General features: G+C 41.6%; 21 protein-coding genes, 2 riboswitches and 1 other annotated feature. Of the genes, 14 read left to right on the forward strand and 7 right to left on the reverse strand.

Annotation, left to right across the window (positions count from 1 at the left end):
- Positions 1–6: 6 nt before the first annotated feature.
- Positions 7–888 (reverse strand): dimethylarginine dimethylaminohydrolase family protein, encoded by an 882-nt coding sequence (locus tag MKZ05_RS06345; RefSeq protein WP_339161893.1) that lies wholly within the window; start codon positions 886–888, stop codon positions 7–9.
- A 179-nt stretch (positions 889–1,067) separates the two neighbouring features.
- On the opposite strand from MKZ05_RS06345, the gene MKZ05_RS06350 reads away from it, so the two are divergent.
- From MKZ05_RS06350 to MKZ05_RS06370, 5 genes are all read left to right on the forward strand, one after another.
- Positions 1,068–1,589 (forward strand): acyl-CoA thioesterase, encoded by a 522-nt coding sequence (locus tag MKZ05_RS06350; protein WP_034619972.1) that lies wholly within the window; start codon positions 1,068–1,070, stop codon positions 1,587–1,589.
- 114 nt (positions 1,590–1,703) lie between these two features.
- Positions 1,704–2,030: a PadR family transcriptional regulator gene (locus MKZ05_RS06355; RefSeq protein ID WP_012009682.1), complete on the forward strand. Its 327-nt coding sequence runs from the start codon at positions 1,704–1,706 to the stop codon at positions 2,028–2,030.
- A gap of 4 nt (positions 2,031–2,034) precedes the next feature.
- Entirely contained in the window at positions 2,035–2,787 is a 753-nt protein-coding gene (locus tag MKZ05_RS06360) for a hypothetical protein (RefSeq protein WP_335353082.1), read from the forward strand.
- Positions 2,788–2,899: 112 nt separating this feature from the next.
- Complete coding sequence (locus MKZ05_RS06365) at positions 2,900–3,388, forward strand: small multi-drug export protein (RefSeq protein WP_003211008.1); 489 nt, start codon at positions 2,900–2,902, stop codon at positions 3,386–3,388.
- A 17-nt stretch (positions 3,389–3,405) separates the two neighbouring features.
- Positions 3,406–3,951, forward strand: a complete 546-nt coding sequence (locus MKZ05_RS06370; protein ID WP_137054731.1) for a GNAT family N-acetyltransferase — start codon at positions 3,406–3,408, stop codon at positions 3,949–3,951.
- A gap of 17 nt (positions 3,952–3,968) precedes the next feature.
- Here MKZ05_RS06370 and MKZ05_RS06375 read toward each other — a convergent pair whose 3' ends face one another.
- Both MKZ05_RS06375 and MKZ05_RS06380 read right to left on the reverse strand, forming a co-directional pair.
- Positions 3,969–5,012 carry a trifunctional transcriptional activator/DNA repair protein Ada/methylated-DNA--[protein]-cysteine S-methyltransferase gene (locus MKZ05_RS06375; protein WP_339161897.1) on the reverse strand — a complete coding sequence of 348 codons (1,044 nt, stop codon included), beginning with the start codon at positions 5,010–5,012 and terminating at the stop codon, positions 3,969–3,971.
- A gap of 174 nt (positions 5,013–5,186) precedes the next feature.
- Positions 5,187–5,321 (reverse strand): YrzI family small protein, encoded by a 135-nt coding sequence (locus tag MKZ05_RS06380; protein WP_003212325.1) that lies wholly within the window; start codon positions 5,319–5,321, stop codon positions 5,187–5,189.
- 220 nt (positions 5,322–5,541) lie between these two features.
- Positions 5,542–5,649: riboswitch (guanidine-I (ykkC/yxkD leader) on the forward strand.
- Positions 5,650–5,715: 66 nt separating this feature from the next.
- On the opposite strand from MKZ05_RS06380, the gene MKZ05_RS06385 reads away from it, so the two are divergent.
- Both MKZ05_RS06385 and MKZ05_RS06390 read left to right on the forward strand, forming a co-directional pair.
- Positions 5,716–6,045 (forward strand): multidrug efflux SMR transporter, encoded by a 330-nt coding sequence (locus MKZ05_RS06385; protein ID WP_003211810.1) that lies wholly within the window; start codon positions 5,716–5,718, stop codon positions 6,043–6,045.
- Positions 6,042–6,356, forward strand: a complete 315-nt coding sequence (locus MKZ05_RS06390) for a multidrug efflux SMR transporter (protein WP_003212530.1) — start codon at positions 6,042–6,044, stop codon at positions 6,354–6,356. Before MKZ05_RS06385 ends, MKZ05_RS06390 begins: the two co-directional genes overlap by 4 nt.
- Positions 6,357–6,388: 32 nt before the next feature.
- Here MKZ05_RS06390 and MKZ05_RS06395 read toward each other — a convergent pair whose 3' ends face one another.
- The gene (locus MKZ05_RS06395) at positions 6,389–6,574 is read right to left on the reverse strand and encodes a hypothetical protein (protein ID WP_050945194.1); all 186 of its coding nucleotides are present in this window, start codon (positions 6,572–6,574) and stop codon (positions 6,389–6,391) included.
- A gap of 162 nt (positions 6,575–6,736) precedes the next feature.
- Here MKZ05_RS06395 and purU point away from each other — a divergent pair, with 162 nt between their 5' ends.
- From purU to MKZ05_RS06425, 6 genes are all read left to right on the forward strand, one after another.
- The gene (purU, locus tag MKZ05_RS06400; RefSeq protein ID WP_339161902.1) at positions 6,737–7,639 is read left to right on the forward strand and encodes a formyltetrahydrofolate deformylase; all 903 of its coding nucleotides are present in this window, start codon (positions 6,737–6,739) and stop codon (positions 7,637–7,639) included.
- Between the two features lie 43 nt (positions 7,640–7,682).
- Positions 7,683–7,901, forward strand: a binding site (T-box leader).
- A gap of 55 nt (positions 7,902–7,956) precedes the next feature.
- Positions 7,957–9,054 carry a glutamate 5-kinase gene (gene proB / locus MKZ05_RS06405; RefSeq protein ID WP_003211523.1) on the forward strand — a complete coding sequence of 366 codons (1,098 nt, stop codon included), beginning with the start codon at positions 7,957–7,959 and terminating at the stop codon, positions 9,052–9,054.
- Positions 9,055–9,066: 12 nt separating this feature from the next.
- Positions 9,067–10,314 (forward strand): glutamate-5-semialdehyde dehydrogenase, encoded by a 1,248-nt coding sequence (locus MKZ05_RS06410; RefSeq protein WP_226805092.1) that lies wholly within the window; start codon positions 9,067–9,069, stop codon positions 10,312–10,314.
- Positions 10,315–10,439: 125 nt separating this feature from the next.
- Positions 10,440–11,576 (forward strand): Rap family tetratricopeptide repeat protein, encoded by a 1,137-nt coding sequence (locus tag MKZ05_RS06415; protein ID WP_212045793.1) that lies wholly within the window; start codon positions 10,440–10,442, stop codon positions 11,574–11,576.
- On the forward strand, positions 11,566–11,700 hold the full coding sequence (locus tag MKZ05_RS06420) for a hypothetical protein (RefSeq protein WP_050945190.1): 135 nt from the start codon (positions 11,566–11,568) through the stop codon (positions 11,698–11,700). The genes MKZ05_RS06415 and MKZ05_RS06420 overlap by 11 nt, the downstream gene beginning before the upstream one ends.
- 151 nt (positions 11,701–11,851) lie before the next feature.
- Positions 11,852–12,280 (forward strand): organic hydroperoxide resistance protein, encoded by a 429-nt coding sequence (locus MKZ05_RS06425; RefSeq protein WP_044138892.1) that lies wholly within the window; start codon positions 11,852–11,854, stop codon positions 12,278–12,280.
- 32 nt (positions 12,281–12,312) lie between these two features.
- Here MKZ05_RS06425 and MKZ05_RS06430 read toward each other — a convergent pair whose 3' ends face one another.
- Positions 12,313–12,759 carry a MarR family transcriptional regulator gene (locus MKZ05_RS06430; protein ID WP_003212097.1) on the reverse strand — a complete coding sequence of 149 codons (447 nt, stop codon included), beginning with the start codon at positions 12,757–12,759 and terminating at the stop codon, positions 12,313–12,315.
- Positions 12,760–12,921: 162 nt separating this feature from the next.
- Between MKZ05_RS06430 and MKZ05_RS06435 the strand changes: the two genes are divergently transcribed.
- Positions 12,922–13,338, forward strand: coding sequence for an organic hydroperoxide resistance protein (locus MKZ05_RS06435; protein ID WP_003212261.1), 417 nt, complete (start codon positions 12,922–12,924; stop codon positions 13,336–13,338).
- Positions 13,339–13,399: 61 nt separating this feature from the next.
- Here MKZ05_RS06435 and MKZ05_RS06440 read toward each other — a convergent pair whose 3' ends face one another.
- Together MKZ05_RS06440 and metE are read right to left on the reverse strand one after the other, a co-directional pair.
- Positions 13,400–13,870, reverse strand: coding sequence for a nucleoside deaminase (locus tag MKZ05_RS06440; protein WP_003212370.1), 471 nt, complete (start codon positions 13,868–13,870; stop codon positions 13,400–13,402).
- Between the two features lie 138 nt (positions 13,871–14,008).
- Positions 14,009–16,297, reverse strand: coding sequence for a 5-methyltetrahydropteroyltriglutamate--homocysteine S-methyltransferase (gene metE / locus MKZ05_RS06445; RefSeq protein ID WP_339161909.1), 2,289 nt, complete (start codon positions 16,295–16,297; stop codon positions 14,009–14,011).
- A gap of 153 nt (positions 16,298–16,450) precedes the next feature.
- Positions 16,451–16,642, reverse strand: a riboswitch (cobalamin riboswitch).
- Positions 16,643–16,709 lie beyond the last annotated feature (67 nt).

The raw sequence follows: 16,709 nt of genomic DNA on the forward strand, positions 1-16,709 counted from the left end.
ACTGTTCTACACGCTGGCTTTTTTAGTGAACGAACGCCTAATCGGCAATGTGCAGCATCTAAAAGAGCCGCCAGATTTAATGATTTCTGAAAAATCCACTTCAATGACAGTGTAGCCGTGAGCGGTTAATGCAGCATTTGTTTCTTGATTGATGGGCAAACTGATCACTTTTTTCTGTCCAATGGATAAAACGTTTGGGCCGAGTGTGAATTGCTCTTGTTCGCTTATTTCAATTAGATGATAATGCATGTTGAGCAGGTGAAGATCCTCTTTTTTGAACGCTTCTGGATAAATCAATATCTCATCATGAGAGAGAATATTCATCACACAATCGAGATGCAAAATGTGAGCAGGAAGATGAATGGGAATGATGTCATGATCCGGCAGTTCTTTTTTAAGCTCATGAATAGCGGCTGGGTTTGTTCTTTTGCTCGTTCCGACAAATACGCGTCTTTGATCCACAAGCACATCGCCGCCTTCAATCGTTCCATTTGTCAGGGTAACAGTCTTCAACCCATTTCCCTGTGCCCACTCTTTTAACAATTGTTCTTCTCCTTGCCTAACTGGAGCGGCCATGCTTGAAACAAAGAGTGTATGTCCAATCGTAAACCCAATATCCCGGGTAAACACTTGTTCAGGAAAGCGGTCATTTGCAGGAAGCATAATGGGGCGTACTTGATGGTCTTTTAGGGTTTGGATCAATTGCTTATGCTGAGTAATGGCTTTCATTTGAGTAATATTTTCTCTTGCAAAATGTTTTTGGGTTTCGTTGATGATCTGTTTGATTTCCATATAGATGGGACTGCATAAAAGGACTTCTTGTAAATCGTCATATTCACTCATGCATTGCGGCATTTTGTGTATTTGTTCTGCTCTCATAGAATCCATCAAATGGCCTCCTTGTTTGTTCATAGTTCTATTATTCCTCGTTCTAGTCATAGTTGAAACATTTCCGAAAGAAAATCTCTCACAGGAGACTAAAGCAAAATGTTTAGACAAACCTAAAAGAATAGTGTTTAATAAAAGTCGTTCCGCATTCACGAAAACAGCAAGAAGGAGCTATGATGATGAGTGAAGAAAATTTTAAATACTGCAAGGAATCAAAAGTTGTCAAAACCAGCAGGGTATTCCCTCTCGATACGAATAATCACCAAACCTTATTTGGTGGAAAATTAATGAGTTATATAGATGACATTGCCTCCATCTCGGCAGCAAGGCACAGCCGATGTGAAACGGTCACGGCATCAATGGATTCAGTTGATTTTTTAGAACCAATTGGACAAAAGGAGTCGGTATGTTTAGAGTCCTATGTCACATGGGTGGGTACGTCTTCTATGGAAGTGTTCGTTAAGGTTATCAAAGAAAACTTGATGTCTGGAGAGCGCAGACTCGCAGCGACTTCATTTCTTACCTTTGTGTCGTTAGATGACAATGGGAAGCCAAAGAAAGTCCCACAAGTCATGCCGGAAACAGAGGAAGAAATCATGCTGCATCAAACCGCAAAACAGCGGGCTGAAGAAAGAAAAAGCCGCCGAAAGCATAGCAAGGCACTGGCTGACGCACTTGGGACAGATAAACCATGGGCGTAAAAATCACCCTTTAAGCGGTGATTTTTTTCTAGAACGGTATCTTGCATGGCAAGATAGTGTGTGGTAAGATGATGCTATCTTGTGATGCAAGGTACTGGAATCGGAGGAACAAAGATGACAACATCCACACAAATGCTAAAAGGAATTTTAGAAGGCTGCCTGCTGTCGATTATTTCAGAGGGTGAGATTTATGGATATGAAATGACGAAGAAGCTCGCTCATTATGGATTTGATCAAATTAGTGAAGGCAGTATCTACCCGATTCTGCTGCGTATGCAAAAGGAACAGCTTGTGACCACTGTCACAAAAGCATCAGCAAGCGGGCCGAAAAGGAAATACTATACGCTCACACAAGCTGGAGAACAAGCGCTCACAGAGTTTATTACCCGCTGGAGTGAGCTTTCAAAAAATGTGAACTGTTTACTACAAAAAGGGAAGTGAGATTATGGTATCAAAAGAAACAAGACACATCTTACTAGAGCTGAAATTTTATCTCATATCAATGGGAAAAAATGAGGACGAAATTGATGAGCTGATGGATGAGCTAACGACACATGCGGTTGAGGCTGAAAAAGATGGTAAAACAGGGGAGGCTGTGTTTGGCGGAGATCCGAGGGGCTATGCTGATGAACTCGCAAAAGAGCTGTCAGGAAACCATAAAGACTGGGTTCCTTTCGTCAGTGCCTTCTTAATTGGTTCACTCTTTTATATGATTTTATCAGATGCGATCAGTCAAAGCTTATCCTATTCTTGGTATGCGTTAATTGGCTATCCGCTCGTTTTAGTAGCCAATGTCATCATGATTATTGTGATGTTTAGAGCGTCTGCCTTTCAGACAGGCGGCCGGGCATTTCTTTATTTTTGGATCTTAGGAATCTTTCAACTGACTTCAATGGTCACAATCAAACTATTGGATCAAAAGCTCGGCACACCATTACTTGTGCTGACCTCAGGTCAAAGATTGGGCGTCATCCTGCTTATGCTGTTATGTATCATTGTCTTTAATGCAATCTTAAAGGCGAATGTCGTTTCATTGATACCGGTTATCTTCTTCGGACCGCAGCTCATATTCGAATGGCTTGGCTGGACATCACCAAGCGTGCTTCTCATGCAAAGTCTACTATCGGTTGTGATCGTAATAGGGCTTATGCTCATGGCCTTACGCCGAGCGAACAAGAAAAATGAAAACACGATGTAAAAAATAGAGCACATCCATCCGGTGTGCTTTTCTTTTTCTAAAAAAATGTAGAAATGGTAGCGTATTTTTCATTACAATGGGAAGAGGACAAAAATGAAAAGGGGTTCTATGCTTGGATATTTTATGGGGATATGTACTTGTTTTTGTATTGGCTGCTTTGCCTTTTTTTGAAGTGGTTGGTGTTGTTCCACTGGCCATCTTAGGTGGACTGCATCCTGTGACAACGGCTGTAATCGGATTCATCGGCAACTTTCTCACAGTCTTGCTCCTCATTGTTTTCGTAGACCGCTTCAAAGCATGGCGGTTGAGGAGAAAAGAGGACAAAAGTGATGAAAAAGGAGAAAAAAAGCAACTGCGAGCCAGAAAAATTTGGGAACGATATGGTCTCCCGGGATTAGCGCTTATTGGTCCTTTTATCATCGGCAGTCATCTAGCGGCATTTATGTGCATGAGCTTCGGGACGAAGAGAAAGCAAGTTGCGGTGTGGATGACAGTCAGTTTAATGATGTGGACGGCGCTAGCAGCTAGTTTAACCGGTGCGGGAATCCATTACTTTGCCCCAGATTCAAATGGATTGTTCGGTGATATTTTTAATCAGTAAGTGAGGGGGGATCATAAATGAAACTTCAAACACGCACAGTGCTTGAAACAGAGCGCCTTAGACTGAGAACGATGAATGAACATGATGCATCATTTTTATATGACATGTTGTTCCAAGATGAAGAAGTAATGAAGTATTATCCTTCTTTGAAGGATGAGCAGCAGACGAAAGAGTGGATTGCATGGAATCAAAAGAATGACCGTATGTATCATACTTCTCTCTGGATCATTGAAGACAAAGAAACGAATGAACCACTTGGACAAAGCGGGATTGTTCTGCAAAACATTGAAGGACAAACAGAACTTGAAATCGGCTACATGCTAAAAAAAGCAGCGTGGGGAAATGGCTATGCTGCTGAAGCCGCAAAAGGCTGTCTCACCTATGGTTTTGAAGAAATGAAGGTCAGACGAATGGTGAGCTTAATCCGCCCAGACAATGAAGCATCGGTAAAGGTCGCTTTAAAAATGGGCATGAAAAAAGAAAAAACCATTTCAAAATGGGACCAAATCATTGATGTATACAGCATCACCCGCAACGAAGAAAACGGCTCGCTTACAAAATAAGCAGAGCCGTTTTTATTTTATATCCGCTGTTCTAGCTGAAGTAAATATTTCTTACGTTCAACCCCGCCGCCGTAGCCGCCAAGCTCACCACTTGTTTGAATGACGCGGTGGCATGGAATGATGATCGCCAATTGATTGGCACCATTTGCATTCCCTACCGCCCGGACCAAATGCGGATCGCCTAGCATCACAGCAAGATCTCGGTATGAACTTGTTTCGCCTGATGGAATGCGTGTGAGCAGGTCCCACACCTTCATTTGAAAAGGGGTGCCATGCATGGAAAGTGGTACGGTAAACTGCGTCAGTTTTTTCTCGAAATATAAGGTCAATTCCTTTACCAATTGTTGGTGGACGTTTGTTTCCCCAACTAAAATACGCGCATGATGCTTTTTTCTCATGTTCTCAATTTCCTTTTCTAGTCCCCGCCTGTCCATAAATTCCAGTAAATACACATGCGCGGCATCTGTCACGCTGATCATCCGTCCAATCGGTGTGGAAATAAAATTGGCATGGAGAATCTTAGTCTGCGTCTTTTTAGGGGGATTTCCCATGATTTTGGTAAAGGCATCATTGAAGGCACTCGAAGAATCATAGCCCAAGGCGACCTGCTGATCAATCACTTTTTTTCCATTCATAATTTCTTTAAAGGCAAGCCCCATTCGGCGTGATCTCGCATATTGAACAAAGGTCATGCCGTAGATTTCTTTGAATTTCCGCCGGGCCGTTGCAGAGTGAATCCCTAACTCGCGAAAGTCCTCTTCTTTCCAGCGTTTTTCAGGATGTGTTTCAACTGCTGAAACGAGTGTTTTGACTTCTTCTGGAATGCTGTTTGGATAGGTTAATGGAGTGCAGCGCTTGCACGGACGATATCCTGCTAGCAGTGCTTCCTCTGCTGTAAAGAAAAACTCACAGTTCTCATATTTTGGTTTTCTAGCGGTACATGTGGCATGGCAGAAGATACCGGTCGTCTTAATGCCGGCGAAAAATGTGCCGTCATATTGCGGATTCTTGTCAACCAGTGCTTGATAAAATTCATGTTTCTGTACGTCGGTTATCATCATACGATCCACCTCTTGGTTTCATTATTTGGACCGATACAACGGATGATCTGTAAATGCAGCATCCTAAAGTTGAACGTTCATCACATCAATCTGAGTTCATTATACCAGCGATATGATCGTTCCTTTAACGTCTGAGCGTGTCTAACTTGGTCCTTCTTCCATATTTTTTCTGTTTTAGTTCATATACTTTAGTTGTTTCTGTTTCATTTCTTCATAAAATGTTTCAACTTCTTGTTCGTAAAGAACGGTCTCCATGTCCTTGTATTTACGCTTGATCGTCAATGTAATAAAAAATAAATGGATTGTCATATACGTTCATTTCCCTTCGGTTAGCAGCACGCAAATATCCCGCAGATCTTCTTTATCAGTTGATCTGTTTCTAACACTTAGTATACGCCGGTCCGAAATCATTTCTTTCGAAAAATGAACAAGTATATTTGAAGAGGGAGAGCAAACTGGTAGACCGGCATATCGGGGTGTGATAAGATTTTTAATACAGAATCTGCTCTAAGTCAGGTCTGTTTATCATGAATTGGTTTTCTAGGGTTCCGTGCGCTGGCGCAGTCTGGACCGAGAGAAAACACATAGGGTCTTAGAAGAGGCCATATGGACACGGAGGGATAAAAGCCCGGGAGATTTGATCAAACGATCGATTTCCAGGCTTTTTTTGTTGGTTGGAATCGTTCAGAAAGGAGAAGATCAGATGAAATGGGGAAATGTCTTTATTGCGGCCATCTTTGAAGTCGGCTGGGTGATGGGGCTGAAATATGCCCACTCGCTCATAGAATGGGGCGCAACCATCGTTTGTATTATCGTGAGCTTTTATTTACTCCTGAAAGCAACAAGTGTACTCCCAGTTGGCACACTTTATGCCGTTTTTACCGGGCTTGGGACAGCAGGAACCGTCGTCATAGGCATGGTGCTTGGTGAGCCGGTTCAGCTTGTCAAACTGCTTTTGATTGTCATGCTTTTGTGCGGTGTATTAGGACTGAAGCTGACAACAGGTGAAAAGAAGGGAGAGGCTGAATCATGAGCTGGCTTTTACTTATTGGAGCAGGCATCTTAGAAATGTTTTGTGTGACCATGATGAACCAATTCCAAAAAGACAAGCATGTCAAATGGATTTTATTCATTGCGGCTGGCTTTTCGATGTCCTTTCTGATGCTGTCTCTTGCGATGAACACGATTCCGATGGGAACGGCGTATGCCATTTGGACTGGAATCGGAGCTGCTGGAGGCGCCATCGTCGGTATGCTGTTTTACGGAGAATCGAAAGACGCAAAACGTATTTTCTTCATCGCACTGATTTTATCTGCGGCAGTAGGATTGAAAATCATTGAATAAGAAAAGGCTGGCAGATAGATGCCAGCCTTTTGTTACATCGAATGATGATTGGAATCGTTTTCATTTTTGCGGTAAAGCTGGCTCACAAGCAGAAAACACACACCAAATGTGAGAAAAGGAATGAGTCTTTCACCGGCTATAAAAAGGAAAATACCTGTGATCAGACAAATGATGCCGAGCCAAAAGCTCACTTTTCCAAACAAAGTCATACTTTTCATCTCCATCACTCCTTTTATGATAAAAGGTCTATTCACATTATATCACGATAGGTGCAGAATTGAATGAATATTCAATGAAAAATAGGGCTCTACATTGCTTTTTCTCTTTCCAGTCCAGTATAATATTTCATTAGAATGAAAACGTAAATGAGGTCATGATACATGAGAACTTTGATAACAGAGAAACTTGAATTACACAGACAAAAGCATGAGCAAAAAGGAAGATTGCTTGTCAGCTGCCCGGATCAGCCTGGAATTGTATCAGCTGTCTCTTCCTTTTTATTTGAGCACGGAGCAAATATCATTGAATCCAGCCAATACACAACAGATCATGAAAGCGGCCTGTTCTTTTTAAGAATTGAATTTGATTGGAAAGACATCTCGGCAAATATGGATCAGCTGAAGCAGCAGTTTGAACCAATTGCAGCATCTTTTCAAATGACGTGGAGCATGTCGCGTGCAAGTGAGCTGAAAAAGCTGGCAATCTTTGTGTCAAAAGAGCTTCATTGTTTACATGAGCTGCTATGGGAATGGCAAAGCGGCAATTTGATGGCTGAAATTGCGGTCGTCATCAGCAATCATGAAACGGCAAAAGATACAGTAGAAGCGCTTGGAATTCCGTTCCATTTTGTGAAGGCGAACAAAGACATTCGCAAAGAAGCGGAAAAACAGCAGCTCACATTATTAGAACAGTATGATATTGATGCCATTGTGCTTGCTAGATACATGCAAATTTTAACGCCTGGATTTATAGAACAGCACCCGAACAAAATCATTAATATTCATCATTCCTTCCTGCCAGCGTTTATCGGTGCGAATCCATATAAGCGGGCATATGAGCGAGGTGTCAAATTAATTGGCGCAACTTCTCATTATGTGACCAATGATTTAGACGAAGGACCGATCATTGAACAGGATATAGAGCGTGTAGATCACCGGGATGATGCGGAAGCTTTAAAAAATATTGGCCGAACAATTGAGCGGAGTGTGCTTGCACGTGCCGTCAAATGGCATCTAGAAGATCGAATTATTGTGCATGAGAATAAAACGATTGTATTTAATTGACCGCTTGACTTTTCCTTTGCAATTGGTGATAATATAAAAAAATTAACGAGCGTTGAAAAGGAATAGTAAGCAGGAACTGATGCGTAAAGAGAGCAAATGACATGCTGAAACATTTGCCGCAGACAGCTGCTGAACCTGCCCTTTGAGCCTTAGAGGAAAAATCTAAGCGCGTGCCTGGCGTTACAGGAGTTGAGTGGAATAAGCTAGATGTATGCTTATTCAATGAAGGTGGTACCACGGAAAATCCCTTTTCGTCCTTTACATAAGGAGAAAAAGGGATTTTTTTGTGCCTAAAGGTATAGCGGAGGGAATCAATAATGAAAAAGCAAAGGATCGTCATCAAAATTGGCAGCAGTTCATTAACAGAGCAAAAAGGAGCCATTGATGAACAAAAAATGCAGGATCATGTGAAAGCGATAGCAAAGCTGAAAGAGGCTGGGCATGAAATTATTTTAATTTCATCAGGAGCCGTGGCAGCAGGGTTTGGCAGCTTAGGGTATCCATCAAGACCTGTGACCTTAAAGGGAAAACAGGCAGCAGCAGCCGTTGGTCAGGGCTTATTAATGCAGAAATATACAGAACTATTTTCACAGTTTCACATGACACCTGCACAAATGCTTTTAACCCGTAATGACTTTTCAGATCGAACAAGATATCGAAATGCTTATGCAACGATGATGGAGCTGCTAGAAAGAAAAATTTTACCGATCATTAATGAAAATGATTCTGTCTCCATTGAGGAGCTTACCTTTGGTGATAATGACATGCTGTCAGCTCTTGTCAGTGGATTAATTCATGCAGACCAATTGATCATCTTAACAGACATTAACGGTATTTATAATGCAAATCCAAATGAGCATCCTGAGGCGAAGCGTTTTGATGTACTAACACACATTTCAGAAGAATTGTTTTCATATGCGAAGAGCACAGGCTCAAAAGTGGGAACAGGCGGGATGAAATCAAAGCTGTCTGCTGCACAAACGGCACTTTCACTAGGCGTGAAAGTCTTCATTGGTACAGGTACTGGTGAGGATAAGCTGCTTCATATTCTAGCGGGTCAAGGAGACGGAACGTATATCGGAGAACAGGACTTATCAGCTGTTAACAACCGCCGTCAATGGATTCAATTCCATTCACCCGTTTCTGGGAAAATTATGATAGATGCAGGAGCGGAAGCGGCGATTTTGCATCATGGCAGAAGTCTTCTTCCAGCTGGCGTCATTGATGTCGCTGGTGACTTTTCTAAAGGAGAGGTCGTTGAAGTCGTCGGTCCGAATGGGCTAGTAGGTAAAGGACAAACCTTGTACGCATCCGATGAGCTTCTCAGTATTAAAGGAATGCGAAGTGATGAGCTTTCAAATGAGAAGCCTGAAGTCATACACAGAGATCACTGGGTACAGCATGTACAAAACTGAGGAGGGAATACGATGAATGAAGTTCTTGAAAAAGCAAAAAAAGCAAGTGTAGCCAAAGATCAGCTGCTCCTAAAAACGACGGAGCAAAAAAATGCAGCTTTACATGCCATCGCAACGGCACTTAAAGCATCTTCCGCTTATTTACTCGATGAGAATAAAAAGGATGTGCAAGCTGCAGAGGAAAAACAGTTCACGCCTTCTGTTATTGACCGGATTAGACTCACGGAAGAGAGAATTGAAGCCATCGCAGACGCGACCCTTCAACTCATTCACCTAAAAGACCCAATTGGTGAAACATTAGAAACCATTCAAAAAGAAAACGGTCTGTACATCGAAAAGGTGCGTGTGCCTCTTGGAACGGTTGGAATGATTTATGAAGCAAGACCAAACGTGACTGTAGATGCTGCCACCCTTTGTTTGAAAACTGGGAATGCTGTTATTCTTCGCGGGAGCTCCTCTGCCATCCATAGTAATAAAGCGATTGTGAAGGTGATCCATGAAGCGCTTCACACAACGGATATTCCAGTAGACAGTGTGCAATTGATTGAAGATACAGGCCGTGAAACGGCGAAAACGCTGTTCACTTTAAATGAATATCTGGATGTCCTTATTCCGCGCGGCGGGAAAAATTTAATTGATCTTGTTGTGAGAGAGTCTACCGTGCCAGTGCTTGAGACAGGTGCAGGGAACTGTCATATCTACATTGATGAAACAGCGAAAAACGAAATGGCTGAGCAGATTGTGCTGAATGCAAAAACCAAAAGGCCGTCTGTTTGCAACGCGATCGAGAGCATTGTCATTCATGAAACATGGGCAAAAACATATGGCGCTTCGTTATGTGAAGCCCTTCATGCAAATGGGGTAGAGATACGGGGCGATGAAGCTGTATGTGCTCTTGCGCCAAGTGCTTCATTAGCGACTACAGAGGACTATGAAACAGAGTTTTTAGCGCCGATTGTCAGTATTAAAATCGTAGCCAATATAGAAGAAGCGATTCAGCATATACAAACGTATAGCTCCAAGCACTCTGAAGCGATCATTACGGAAAATGATCAAAATGCGTCACTGTTCTTAACAGCTGTCGACGCTGCCGCTGTCTATCATAATGCCTCTACTCGGTTCACAGATGGCTTTGAATTTGGCTACGGAGCAGAAATAGGGATTAGCACACAAAAACTGCATGCAAGAGGACCTATGGGTCTGCCTGCCTTAACCTCTGAAAAGTTTGTCATTCGCGGTCAAGGACAAATAAGAGAATAACGAATTCAAAAGAGAGTCTTGTGACAAAAGGACTCTCTTTTTCCTTTCATTTTTGTATTTCTTCGGTCAAGTATGATAAAATATGGTAATGTTTTATATTTTGAGAAGATTGGAGAAGGCAACGTATGGCGAAAATCATTCCCTCTTCGGATATTGGAGTGAAAATCAACAAGTGGTATGAATTAATCCGCAGATTTGATTCAGAACAAGCAGAACAACTAAAGCAGGAAATTCGCACCTCTCTTGATTCAATGGAAGAAGATCAGAATTTGCTTCTCTATTTTTCTTTAATGGAATTCAGACATGAGGTCATGCTCGATTATTTAAAGCCATTAAAGGAAGGAAAGCTTCGCGCCAACTTTTCCGAGCTTTCGAAAGAAATAGATGAGCATCAAACACATGTCACAGGCATGCTTGAATACTACTATCATTTTTTCAGAGGCATGTATGAATTTGGCCGTAGGCAGTATATTGCTGCCATCTCGTCTTATCAAAAGGCAGAGCACAAGCTTTCTTTTGTGTCAGATGATATTGAACGTGCGGAATTTCATTTTAAAATGTCAGAAATATATTATCACATGAAACAAACACATATCTCGATGCATCATGCCAAACTGGCGCGAGATGTCTATATTCAGCATGAGCTATATGCGCTTCGCACGATCCAATGCGAATTTATTGTGGCAGGTAATTATGATGATATGAGAAGACATGAAAAGGCATTACCACATCTCGAGAGAGCGCTTGCGAGATCAAGAGACTTTCAAAATGTGCGTTTTATTGCTTCCTCTTTGTTTAATATGGGCAACAGTTATTACCGAATGGGAGATCTTGACCGCGCACTCGAACTAATGAAAGAATCCATCTCGTTATTTGACCAAAATCAATCCGATCACCTTCGTCGATCCATAGACCCTCTTTATACAGCCGCTCAGATATTATACAAACAAGGTAAACACGAAGAAGCCTTACACTACAGAAAAGAATGTATGAAGCGAGCAGAAGCACTTCAAGATGACATTCATATTCAAAAGACGATATTTTTAGAAGCATTGTATTTAAAGCAAGATGCGGAGCATATTAAACGAATTTTTCATTTTTTAGAGTCTGCCTATGCATATCCAGATATAGAGGAGTTGGCATTAGACACCGCAAAGTATTATAATGAAATGGAAGATTATGAAAAATCTTCCATGTTCTACGGAGAAGCGGAACATGCTCGAATCTATATTCAGAGAGGGGATTGTTTATATGAATTTTAAAAAATGGGCAGTCGTCTGTACAAGCATCACCATCCTGGCGTTATGGCTGGCAGCAGCAAATGCCGACCCGGATAACAGAAACCATACGCTACAACAACCAAATGCGCAGCAAGACATCATCTAAAAGCCCTTATTAAGGGCTTTTTTTACTGTTTACATAAAATAGAGGAGAAAGGAAATCTTAAAAAAAGAGTGTGTATTCGTTGACTCTTGAATTTTAATTGTGTACAATTCAATTGTAGAAAATATTATTGGAGAGAAAGAGGGTTATATACATGTCAGAAGTTTTATTTACTGCAACGGTATCAGCTGTAGGAGGAAGAGAAGGAAAGGTTGTTTCAACTGATGGTGTGCTTGAGCATGATGTAGCAATGCCTGGAACACCAAGAGCGAAAAAAATTGAAAAAGCAACAAATCCAGAGCAATTATTTGCAGCAGGCTACTCTGCATGTTTTGATTCAGCCCTTCAAATGGTCGCAAGACAAGAGCGTATCCGTTTTGAAAGTGAAGTAACAGCACATGTGAGCTTAGTAAAAGACAGTTCAGATGGCGGCTTCAAACTAGGCGTTAAGCTAGAAGTAAAAGGAACTGGAATTGAGCAATCAGCATTAGATGAGCTTGTTCATAAAGCACACGGCGTATGCCCATATTCAAAAGCAACTCAAGGAAATATCGAAGTAGAATTAGTAGCTGTCGCACAATAATTGATATCATAAAAGGCTGAGGGAATGTTCCCTCAGCCTTTTGATTGTGTTAATTTTTGCAAAAGCTCATGCAAAGAGGCGCGCAGCGTTTTTAACTCTTCTTCCGATCTGCCTGTCCCAGACAGCATCTGAAATGGAATTGCAGTAGCCTTCTCTTTTAGTTGCTCGCCATATTCCGTTAAACGAATTTGCACAGAACGTTCATCCTCTTTCGAGCGCTCGCGGATGATGAGTCCGTTTTGCTCCATCCGTTTCAGCATAGGTGTGAGTGTACCGGAGTCTAAATATAAAAGCTCTCCCATCGTTTTCACATTTAATGTCCCATGCTCCCACAATAAAAGCAGTGCCAAATATTGCGGATACGTAATGTCTAACTCTTCTAATAACGGTTTATACTGCTTCGTCATCTCTCTTGAACTTGCATATAACAAGAAACAAAGCTGATTTTCCAGCTTCATATGCTCGAATTCATTTGTCATGTCAGTCACCAACTATTTTTTGTCATACTTATCATTGTATAAGATTTTCTTCTTTTTTAAAATAAATACAGCCCAAAAACGAAAAAATTCTTTAATGTGCGATAAATGTTTGAGAAATGGATAGAACGTGAAAGGAATAAATAGATAAAGGAGGAGATGAAGATGAAACCATTATTCACAGCAAAAGTAAAGGCACAACATGGAAGAGCTGGACATGTTCGTTCAGAAGATGGTGTGCTCGATCATAACATTGTCATGCCTAATGCAAAGAAAGACGGAGAAACTGGTACGAATCCAGAGCAATTATTTGCAGCGGGCTATGCAGCTTGTTTCGGAGGAGCACTTGAACAAGTAGCAAAAAAGCAAGGGGTCAACATTGAATCAGAAGTCGAGGGACATGTCAGTCTTTTAAAAGATGAAAGTGATGGCGGATTTAAGCTTGGTGTCAAGCTGATTGTATCTGCAAAAGGCCTTGACCATGACAAGGTGAAAGAGCTTGTTGAGGCTGCGCATGAATTCTGTCCATATTCAAAAGCAACAAGAGGGAACATCGAAGTAGAGCTTGAAGTGGCTGAATAAAAAAGGTCCTCTATCACGCTGAAAAAAAGAAACACCTGCTGATGAGCGCAGGTGTCTTTTTTTAATATTCTTTCTTTTGTTCGTATGTTTCCCATGCTTCAAATGGTGCAAGGGTTTTTTGAAGTGTCAGCTGATAAAATGGAATATTTCTTGATTCGTAATCTTTATTGATTTCTTCATAAATAAACGAGTCATCAAAACCGGAAACTGCTGCATCCTGATGTCCAGCAGCAAAATAGACCGCTTTTGGTCTAGCCCAGTAAATAGCACCAAGACACATCGGACAAGGCTCACAGCTTGTATATAAAATACAATCTTCTAATTGGTATGTATTCAGCGTTTGGCACGCCTTTCGAATGGCTGTGACTTCAGCATGTGCGGTTGGATCATTTGTTGTTGTCACATTGTTGCTTCCCTCGGCAATAATCTGTCCATCCTTGACAATGACTGCTCCAAAAGGGCCGCCAGTACCACTATTGACTCCTTCTACTGCAAGATCAATTGCGCGTTGTAAAAAATCTTCGTGATTCATTGTCTTCCTCCCTTTGTTCGACTGACTTCTCTAGTATAAACGAATCATGCTAGAAAAGGAAACCTCCTAGTAGATGGTCAAGCAGGACAATTTGCACATAAAAATCCCCCGCCATGATAGCAGGGGAGAGGAAATCAATTATGCATGCTGCGACAGCTTTTTACGAGCGACTTCAGCCGCCGTCACCATGTTTTTCAAAGCAGCAATGGTTTCAGGCTCTTGTCTCGTTTTTAGTCCACAGTCAGGATTCACCCAGAAGCGATCTGTCGGGCATACGTTCAGCGCATCATCAATGATTTGACTCATTTCTTCGACAGATGGAACGCGCGGGCTATGGATGTCATATACACCAAGTCCGAGGCCTTTCAAATACGGATGCTTCTCTAGGTAATCGAGGAATCCGCCATGACTGCGTGAATGTTCAATTGTGATCACGTCGGCATCAAGGTCTTCGATCGTATCGACAATATCCTCGAAGTTACTGTAGCACATATGTGTATGAATTTGCGTTTCATTTTGAACAGATGATGTTGATAGACGGAACGACTCTGCTGCCCAGTTTAAATAGTCTGCCCAATCACTTTCTTTGAGCGGAAGACCTTCTCTTAGCGCAGGTTCATCCACTTGAATAACTTGAATCCCTGCTTCCTCTAACGCTTCTACCTCTTTACGTAATGCGAAAGCAATCTGGAAGGCAATGTCTTTTCGGGTGATATCTGTTCTTGGGAAAGACCAGTTTAAGATGGTGACAGGACCTGTCAGCATTCCTTTGACCTTTTTCTCCGTTAAGCTTTGTGCATAAACCGTTTCTTTCACGGTCATTGGCGCTGTAAACTCGACATCTCCATAAATGATTGGCGGCTTCACGCAGCGTGAGCCGTAGGATTGCACCCAAGCAAATTTCGTAAAGGCAAATCCGGCTAGCTTTTCACCAAAGTATTCAACCATGTCTGTACGTTCGAATTCTCCATGTACGAGAACGTCCAGACCGATTTCCTCCTGAATATCAATCCATCTTTTTGTTTCTTTCTTAATAAATTCATCATATTCTGCATCTGTCCATTCATTTTTACGCCATTTTTGACGAGCACTTCGCACTTCAGCAGACTGCGGGAAGCTGCCAATGGTTGTTGTTGGCAAGAGTGGCAGTTCAAGAGATTCGTTTTGGATACGAAGGCGCTCTTCAAAGGTAACTGGACGCTTAAAGTCTTTCGATGAAAGATTGTTGCGTTCTGCTGTGAAATCCGCATTGGTTCCTTTTGCAAATTCTTTTAAAGTAAGAAGTGCTTGCTTGGCTTCATTGATGGCGGCTTCAATCGCCGCAGATCCTTTTGTTAAGCCCTCTTTTAATGTTGTTAATTCAGCCAGCTTTTCAGTAGCATAAGAAAGTCCGTTTAATAGTTTTTCTTCAAGCTGTTCGCTTGGGTGTTTTGCAACTGGTACATGCAGCAAACTGCTTGATGGCTGCAACCATACTTCCTTCGGCTGAGCGTCAGCAATGACCTCAGAAACGAATGACAATCTTTCACCAAGATCTGATCTCCAAATATTTCTTCCATCAATGACGCCTGCTGCTAAAATTTTATCTTTCGGGAATCCGTGCTTTTTCACTTGATCAAGATTGCGTCCTTGATCATGGACAAAATCAAGACCGATGGCTTCAACAGGATATGTGACAAGCTCTTCATACGCATCTACTGAATCAAAGTAGGTTTGAAGAAGAATATTTAAGGTAGGTACGGCTTCTTTGATTGTTTGATAGATTTCTTTGACGGCTTTCACGTCTTCATATGAAGCTGTGACAAGTGCTGGCTCATCAATTTGTACCCATTTGACGCCAGCTTCTTCAAGTTCTTTTAAAACTTGAGTATAAAGTGGGACGAGACGTTGCTGAATCTCTTTTACTTCATTTGGTTCATAGCCTTTAGAAAGTGAGACAAATGTATAAAGACCAAGTACGACAGGTTTTGTTTCAACACCAAACGCCTTTTTCACCTTTTCGTAAGCTTCAAGCGGTTTGTTATGTGTGAGTTTGAATTCGGTGGTTTTTTCGTATTCTGGAACGATGTAGTGATAGTTTGTATTAAACCATTTTGTCATTTCACTTGAGACAGCATCTTTTGTTCCTCTTGCCATCGCGAAGTATGTATCTAGCGGGTCTTTTAAGCTGCGGAAGCGCTCTGGAATCCAATTGAACATGACAGCAGTATCGAGCACGTGATCGTAGAAGGTAAAATCTCCAGAAGGAACAACATCAATTTGTTGATCAATTTGCGTTTTAATGGCAGTTAAAAATTGTTCATCCAGTGTGCTTAAGAGGGTTTCACGGTCAGTTTGACCTTTCCAATAAGACTCAAGTGCTTTTTTCCATTCTCTGTTTAAACCAATTCTCGGAAAACCTAGATTACTTGTTTTAACAATTGTCAATTCCAATTCCTCCTCTAAATATAAAAAGACATTTACACTCATGGTGAAGATTGATGAGGGCAAATGTCTGGTTTAAAAAGACAAAATGTGTGTGCGAAATAAGGCGTGAGCAGAACTGACGCTTTTTTCCGACATCTCCTATCAACCGTAGGTGGTTTGATGTGATAGAGCGGCTGGTATCCTGGCTGATGAATCTGCAAGCTTTTCATCCTTCCCGTCCTTATGACAGTGGATTCATAAGAAAAGCTCTCCTCACTCACAGTGGCGGGACCGCGCCGGATTTTCACCGGTCTTCCCAATTAAAATTCGACGTATGATCGAATTACCGACTCTCAAACTATGAATTTATTGTGTTCGATTATATAACGTCCATTTCATTTCGTCAAAGTAAATTTTGAATAATTTTAATTAA

This window comes from Bacillus sp. FSL M8-0277 (assembly GCF_037975305.1).
Taxonomy (GTDB): Bacteria; Bacillota; Bacilli; order Bacillales; family Bacillaceae; genus Bacillus; species Bacillus pumilus.